The following is a 7,382-nucleotide window of genomic DNA, read 5'->3' on the forward strand; positions in this document are numbered from 1 at the left end:
GAAACTATTCTATTCAGCTGAAAAATATTGGCGAAAGGGGATAAAAACTGCCCCCATAAAAAGCACCGTCCAGCCCGTAAGAGTGAGGGTGTGTAGACTGGACGGTGAAACACCAACATATGCTCGTCATACTTCAAGCTGCATGTGCGTTAGCCGCCTTCCTGCAACTCGAAATATTTAGGGATAAAGCGACGCTGTAATACGACTATTTTTCAGCTTTCTCAGCCGCAGGTTTCACGACATTCTCGCCGTGATGACCAAAGAATTGATACAAGGTATCGGAGGCTGTTTTGGTTAATACCATAATTTCAATACGGCGGTTTTTAGCCGCCAAAGGGTCCGTTGGGTCAAGCAACATTTGGTCTGCCATCGCATTGATTTGTAATACACGCCCCTCATCCAATCCTCCATTGACCAACGCTTTATGTGCCATCAGCGCCCGCTCACCAGACAGATTCCAGTTGTTGTACAGCACCTGATCACGGTAACGGGAAGCATCGGTATGACCCGTGATAATAATTTTATTATCCATCTCGTTAAAAGCCGGTGCTAACTCACCCAATAGGCGGTTAAAGAAAGGCGTTAACACGGCACTACTGCGCTGGAACATATCCCGCTGCTTGTCATCCTGGATCAAGATACGTAGCCCCTGCGGCACCACCTCGATTTGCAAGTTAGATTGCGCATCATAGGCCGAGGTAATTTGCATAATAATCCGCGATAACTCTTCCATTTCATGACGTGATTTATCCACCACCTCTTCTAATGATTGTTCTGGTTCAGGAACATCAATCGCAAGGTTGCTTTTGGTCTCTTTAGCCTGCTCTTTGCCATCAACACTGTCAGATAACTTGCCCCCGCCACTTTTACTTTTTGACGGAATAGAGATAAACGATTGTTGGGCAAAAATAGTTTTTCCATTTACCTGCGCTACGATCTCTTGCCGCTCCTCTTCGGATACCACCCCAACAATCCACAGCACCATAAATAGTGCCATCATCGCCAGGGTAAAGTCGGCAAATGCCACTTTCCATGCACCGGAGTGCCTGGCATGGTGTTTTTTTCTGTTTACCCGTTTGATAATGGTGGTATGCCCGCCACTAGCATGATTTCTCATTAGACGCCTGCCGTTATCAGCTTATTAATCCAGGAGTCCAGCGTGGCAAACGTAGGTTTGTTGTCTAGCGGAAGCATCTTGCGGCCCGCATCCACAGCCAGTAACGACGGCTTGCCGGCGACATGATTAACCAACACCATGCGCACACACTCAAATAATGCCAGCTTCTTTTTGATCTCTTGCTCCATGGCATTAGCCAGCGGATCCATCAGGCAATAACAGATAAACACGCCGAGGAATGTACCGATCAAGGCGGCGGCAACTTTCACACCGATCATGGCAATCGAGCCATCGATGGATTGCATGGTAATGATGATACCCAGTACTGCGGCGCAGATACCAAACCCCGGCATGGCTTCAGCAATACGCTGAAAAGAGCGGGAAGGCACCAACAGCTCCTCCTCTACGGCGGATAACTCCTGTTCTAAAATACTTTCCAGCTCATGTTGATTAATTTTACCCATCGCCATCAGACGGAAATTATCAGAGATAAAAGTGATCAGATGCAGATCCTGTAAAATCAGCGGATAACGCTGAAATACCGAGCTATTGGCAGGGATTTCAATATGCTCGTCCAAGCGCTTCAAACCGCCCTCATCAACCATTTCCAGCAACTCATATAATAACAACAATAATTGCTGTTGAAATTCACCCGTATATTCACTCCGACGCGTAACAGCCAAAATCTGGTGCCACATATCTTTCAATACGGATCCGGGGTTACCTAATATCATGGCCCCGACACCCGCGCCCACAATAATAATAATTTCCCCAGGTTGCCAAAATGATGCCAGCACGCCACCAGACATTAAATAGCCACCAATCACACATACCATAATGACCAGCAGGCCAAATATCTTCTGCATAACACCCTCGATAATTTAAAAAAACAATTTAATTTTTTGTACTAATTTCTTATTTAGCTGGCAGATACGTGCCTCTGTCAGATCCAGTACCTGTGCGATCTCTTTCATACTCAATTCTTGCTGATAATAAAGATGCAAAATCATTTGCTCACGTTCATCTAATGAACTGATCGCCTGTTTGAGATTATCTTCAATAATAATATTCTCTTCCAGATCACGACTTTGCAAAATATCATTATGGGCATCCAGTGCAAGAATTTCATCCAGACTCTCCATCGCGCCAGCACTCTCCAATAAGAGATATTCCTGATACTCATCTGCCGTCAGATTTAATTCGGCACTGATCTCCTCAAAGTTAGGTTCATGGCCCAGCCGCTTGGCGATTTGCCGGATTGCCTCATTGGTTTTATGGGTTTTCTGCCGCAACCGCCGGGGTCGCCAGTCATGTTCCCTCAATTGATCCAATATTGAACCGCGAATACGATGGACGGCATAGGCGGCAAATTGCCCATCAGGATGACCATAGCGGCGCAGTGCCTCTAATAGCCCCATCAATGCAATTTGCTGCATATCCTCCTTGCCTATTACGCTATCCGCCTGAAAAGAGAGCTGCCTGACAATACGTTTTACCAACGGTAAATACGCGTTCAGATATTTCCCTTCCTCTGCGGCGGTGAGCGTTAAACACGCTTCAAACTCTATTTTTTCCATTATGATTATTGAAAGACCATTCTGCTGATAACCACATCATCAAATGGCATCGGCACATTTAATTCTGCAAAATCTTGCTTATATTCATTCATTAGTTGGCGACGTAAATCTAAAATAGAGGTATGGCGCACAGCTTGATAATCCATATTGGAAAGTAAATTCACTGTTGTGGCTTGAATAACCGGCACCATAGCAATAACATTTTTAATGTCTTTATCATCACCGGTCGCCATCCCTAATTCCAGTTGCAAATAGCGTTCGGTATTATTGTCTTTCAGCGTAATCACCATATTCTTAATTTCAACAAACTGAACCGCTTTATTACCTCGAATAAAAGAGTGGCTCACCGTTGCAGGTTGATACCCCATTTTTTTAAAAATCGTTTCGCGGGAAAATAAAAGAACAGCGATTACCCCGGAAATTAGCAATAGGAATACCCGCATTTTCATCGAAAATGCTTTTTTCTTGGTCTTCATCAATAATCCTTTAGATCGTTATTAGGAGCGTCCCATCATCGGCATTTTTTTCTGCCTGACTCTCAAAATGTTGTGCAGCCAGAATATCGGGTTGCCCGTGATGGTTAGGATGACGCTGTTGCTGTTGCTGCTGGCTATTAGCCGAAACCTGTACGTTGACTTCAGCACTGTTTTGCCCAACCAGTGTTTGGCGTAATTCAGCGCTACTTTGCTGTAATGCACGGTAAACTTCGCCTTGATTGGCATTAATATTCACCTGCAACTTACCGCCCTCAAAATGAATCGAGATATCAATCTTGCCCATATCTGGAGGGTCAAGGCGGATCGTGGCATGTTGTACTCGGCTATCAGCCTGCACCTGCAAACGCTCCCCCAATGCCACACGTAATTGCTGCGGCCACTCTTGCCGGTTATTAGCCAGCGTGAGTGAGCTATCAACACGCGAGGCGATGCTGGTTTCATTGCCGCCGCTTGGTACATTACCGCTCTGTACATTACCGCTCTGAACAGGGCTACCGATCGGCATATTACTATCGATCGGCACATTACTATCGATCGGCACATTACTAGCGATCTGCCCATTGCGGATAAGCGGAAATAGGCTCTCGCTCTGTGTCAGGGAACGCTCCGGTGTGGAAAGGCTGACGGGCACGCTATCACTGAGGGTGACCGCCGCCTGTGGTGCGGGCTTCTCACCTTCTGATATCAATGATGGGAATGCCTGCCCCTGTAGCACCGGTTTAGCTGCCATTGATGAAACATGTTTAGGCTGAATTTGCAGCAATGCATCAAGCAGTTGCTGGTTCTTTTCATCCGCAGACATTGTGAGATCTGCATGATCATCAGCCTCATTGGTACCAATCGTACCCTTAGCATCGAACGCCGCGATAACCTCCTCCACGGCCGTAGGGCTTAACGAAATCGGTTGATACGGAACCAACGCCTGTGACAAAACAGCATCAAATGTGGACCGGCTGCTAATATTCACCCCATCATCTGGGCTGGCGGTCGTGGGTGCTTTTATCTCCTCTTCTGTTGGGGCTAACGAATCGGTTATCTGAGACAGTGTGTTCAGCGTAATCATCTTAGCGGCCCTCTTCCTGTGCCATATCATGGTAGGTGCGGATCGCCATAGCGGCATAGGCACTGATGCCCTCTTGCCGGTTGCGCATCTGTTCCATATCGGCTTTAAGGACTTGTTGATAAGCCTGGCAACGCTGGATAGCCCGTTGATGGCTCTGTTGTAATAATTTCAATGACTGAACAGAATCTGACGATACCTTCTGTTTGGCGATTGAAACCAGCAGATGAGCCACGCGCTCATCCACCAGCAACAGGCGTGGCCAATCTTTGCCCTGGCTCGCGCTTTCCAATTCACTCGACAACGCCTCAGCGGTAGCCAAAATAGTCATATTAATGTTTCATCCCTTCCCAACCTTGATATAAGGCGGTTAAAATCCCTTCGACCTCAGCAATAATTTCGATAGAGAGCAGATTACTGGCCTCATATAAACGATAAACACAATAGTCGTATAATTTGCTGATAGTGACCGATAAATCACCGCCATCTTCATAATTAAGCACACTGGTTAAGCCATTAAGAATATTAATACATTTATTAATACTCTTAACTTTATGCTCATAACGCCCGGCCTCAATATGCCCTTTAGCACGAATTAACTCATCCCTCAGGCCATCAAATAACATCATAACCAGTTGATGTGGCGTTGCTGCTGCCGCCTGAATATCAATATCCGTTTGTTGATATAATCCTGCCATTGGTTCGTCATACATCATAAATTCTCTTTATTTCTGCTCTTTTTCTGGTTTAAATAATTCCATGGTACTGTTCATTTTGGTGATCAAATTTCTTATCGCCGAGAATTTTACCAAATGAGTTTCGTATGCCTGTTTATAGTCACCATCAACAGCATCAATCTCTTTCTGGATAGCAGTTACATCTAGACCTAATCGGTCATTATCCAGTTTGAACAAACCCGATGTGGCATTGATATAAGGTTCTAATGACTCGGTTAATTTATTGACGATCCCATTCTTGCCATTGAAGAATTCACTGAAATGCTGCGTATTGGCTTTCAGCGTTTCTTGCAATTGTTTGCTGTCGATGGTTAATTCACCGTCCCGCCCACTAGTCACACCGAAAGCATGAATACGTTCACCATCAATTGGGCTTCTGATAATGTTATTCAACAGGGTACTGATTGCACTGGCATTGGGTACCGAGGATGAGGACTCCACCAGTTTTTGCAATTGATTAAACCTAGAGACGAACGTTTTCAGTTGCTCTTCACTGGCCTCATTATCGATTTCTACGCCTACCTCAACCGCAACATTTTCTTTCTGCAATGACAGGGTAAGCCCCTGAATTGCCTTATCCAATACATTGCTGTCGTGTGTTATCTCTATCCCTGTTGGCTTTTTCCCTAGCCAGACAATGGCGTCTTGCCCGTCAGCCAGTTGCTGCTTTGTCGCGCTAAGTGTGGTGGTTAAATGACTCACATCCAACGTATGGGCCGCACCACTTTTATTGCTGCTCAGCGTCAATACCACATCGCTGCCGGTACGCACTAATGAGGCGGTAATTCCTTGCCCATCGCTATTTTTAGCCTTGTCACTGGCATTGTTAATGGCATTCGCTAACTCTTCCAGGCTATTTACCGAGGTTAAATCAACGGTTAATTTGGTTTTACCCACGGACAGCTCTACCGGGCCTGTTGCTAACGTTAATTTGCCATCAGTAATATCTTTTAGAGCAACCTGGTCTGTCTTGGCTAATTGCTCGACAAATAAATGGTATTTGCCTTTTACCGCTTGTGCGGTTGCACTGGCGCTGACCAGCTTATCGTCGCTACTGGTGGTTTTTATTTGCAGTAGCCCAGAGTCCCGCTGGTTTAATTTATTTAATGCCGAACGGAAATCGGTTACTGCCGTTTGTAATTTATTGACACTCGCCTTTTGGTCATTAATTTGTTTTTGCTGTGTCGCCAAACGGGCTTTCTTACTGGCAAAGGTTTTATCAGCACTGAGTGTCGCCATCTTTTCCGGATCAAGTTCTAACATAACAACTCCTATTTTATATTCTGTTTTTATACTTCACAGAAAGCAAGATACATGCCAATAATTAATTTATTGATATTTATTGAGTTTATTTAACGTAAGGAAATAAATATTCCGTTTATTTAATAACGGCGGAAATAAAACGTTGATAAAAGAATACCGCTCCGAAAAGCGGTATCGATTAAGTTCATGGCCTATTATATTAACCTGGGCAACCGGTTTATTAACCTTGCAGCAGGGTCGAAATCAACTGTGTTGCTGCGCTGGCTTTTTTCAACATCATCACGCTCGATTGCATTAACATCTCGCTCTGCGCGTGGTTTTTCATCTCATCCGCAAAATCGGTATCTTTAATGCTGCCCAGCGCCTGCTGTGTGTTGCTGATCATGTTATCCAGGTTGTTGGAAGACGATTGCAGGCGGTTTTGGTTCGCCCCCAGCGTGGCACGGAAAGCGCCGTAGGCGTCAATCACGTCTGACAGCTTTTTATCGGCCATCATCGCCAGATCTTTATCCAGTAGTTGCATCTCCATTACACCGCCACCGGTAGAGTTTTTGGCCTGGAATAGGTTTTCTGCCTTCTCTGCGGCAGCATGTGCTTTGGTTAGAGCGGTAGCAGCGTCATTAATTTGGTTAATATCAGCTGTACTCAGTGTAGTGCCTGTAGTCTTTGCGGCAATAACCTGACCAGTCGCATCCTTATACTCAGGGATAGCAGTGGCTGTTATCGCATCACCATCTTTTTTACCAGCAATGGCTAATTGCGCTGCTTCAGCAGCCTCTTTTGCTGTCTTAGCTGCCTTTGTTGCCTTATCCAAAACATCAGCCTCTTTCTCCAATGTCGAACCAGTAGCATCTGCTTTAACTGGCGTTGCTTTTTTCGTGACACTATCCGTCAGTTCTTCAATCACTTTATTCAGATCTAATTTCAGGCTGGATCCTGCATCGGTGCCGCTTTGGAAGTTCAATTCCTTACGCATTTTGCCATCTTTAGCAAACAGCTTCTCGGAGTTATATTCAGTGTTGTTCAGCGCGTTTTGCAGCTCTTCACCCAGAATGGTAAATTCTTTTTGGATAGCCTCGCGGTCTGCCGCAGAGTTGGTGTCGTTCGCCGCCTGGGTAGCCAGCTTCTTCA

9 protein-coding genes are annotated in these 7,382 nt (G+C 45.4%); all 9 read right to left on the bottom strand.

Going from position 1 to position 7,382, the window contains the following annotated elements; translation table 11 throughout:
• Nucleotides 1-205: 205 nt before the first annotated feature.
• On the bottom strand, nucleotides 206-1,117 hold the full coding sequence (gene lafU / locus AC971_RS19940) for a putative lateral flagellar export/assembly protein LafU (RefSeq protein WP_025381355.1): 912 nt from the start codon (nucleotides 1,115-1,117) through the stop codon (nucleotides 206-208).
• Nucleotides 1,117-1,983: a flagellar motor stator protein MotA gene (motA, locus tag AC971_RS19945; RefSeq protein WP_025381356.1), complete on the bottom strand. Its 867-nt coding sequence runs from the start codon at nucleotides 1,981-1,983 to the stop codon at nucleotides 1,117-1,119. The genes lafU and motA overlap by 1 nt, the downstream gene beginning before the upstream one ends.
• A gap of 15 nt (nucleotides 1,984-1,998) precedes the next feature.
• The gene (locus AC971_RS19950; RefSeq protein ID WP_025381357.1) at nucleotides 1,999-2,694 is read right to left on the bottom strand and encodes a FliA/WhiG family RNA polymerase sigma factor; all 696 of its coding nucleotides are present in this window, start codon (nucleotides 2,692-2,694) and stop codon (nucleotides 1,999-2,001) included.
• A 5-nt stretch (nucleotides 2,695-2,699) separates the two neighbouring features.
• A complete protein-coding gene (locus AC971_RS19955; RefSeq protein WP_025381358.1) occupies nucleotides 2,700-3,170 on the bottom strand; it encodes a flagellar basal body-associated FliL family protein in 471 nt (156 codons plus the stop codon).
• A 10-nt stretch (nucleotides 3,171-3,180) separates the two neighbouring features.
• A complete protein-coding gene (locus tag AC971_RS19960) occupies nucleotides 3,181-4,254 on the bottom strand; it encodes a flagellar hook-length control protein FliK (RefSeq protein WP_025381359.1) in 1,074 nt (357 codons plus the stop codon).
• 1 nt (nucleotide 4,255) lies between these two features.
• Nucleotides 4,256-4,582 carry a hypothetical protein gene (locus tag AC971_RS19965; RefSeq protein ID WP_025381360.1) on the bottom strand — a complete coding sequence of 109 codons (327 nt, stop codon included), beginning with the start codon at nucleotides 4,580-4,582 and terminating at the stop codon, nucleotides 4,256-4,258.
• Between the two features lies 1 nt (nucleotide 4,583).
• A complete protein-coding gene (gene fliS / locus AC971_RS19970; RefSeq protein ID WP_012104528.1) occupies nucleotides 4,584-4,967 on the bottom strand; it encodes a flagellar export chaperone FliS in 384 nt (127 codons plus the stop codon).
• Nucleotides 4,968-4,976: 9 nt separating this feature from the next.
• Nucleotides 4,977-6,251: a flagellar filament capping protein FliD gene (fliD, locus tag AC971_RS19975; protein ID WP_025381361.1), complete on the bottom strand. Its 1,275-nt coding sequence runs from the start codon at nucleotides 6,249-6,251 to the stop codon at nucleotides 4,977-4,979.
• A 220-nt stretch (nucleotides 6,252-6,471) separates the two neighbouring features.
• Nucleotides 6,472-7,382 (bottom strand): flagellin (locus tag AC971_RS22310; RefSeq protein ID WP_053084931.1); only part of this gene is annotated, 911 nt, incomplete at its 5' end.

The sequence above is a fragment of the Yersinia similis genome, assembly GCF_001053095.1.
GTDB lineage: Bacteria > Pseudomonadota > Gammaproteobacteria > Enterobacterales > Enterobacteriaceae > Yersinia > Yersinia similis.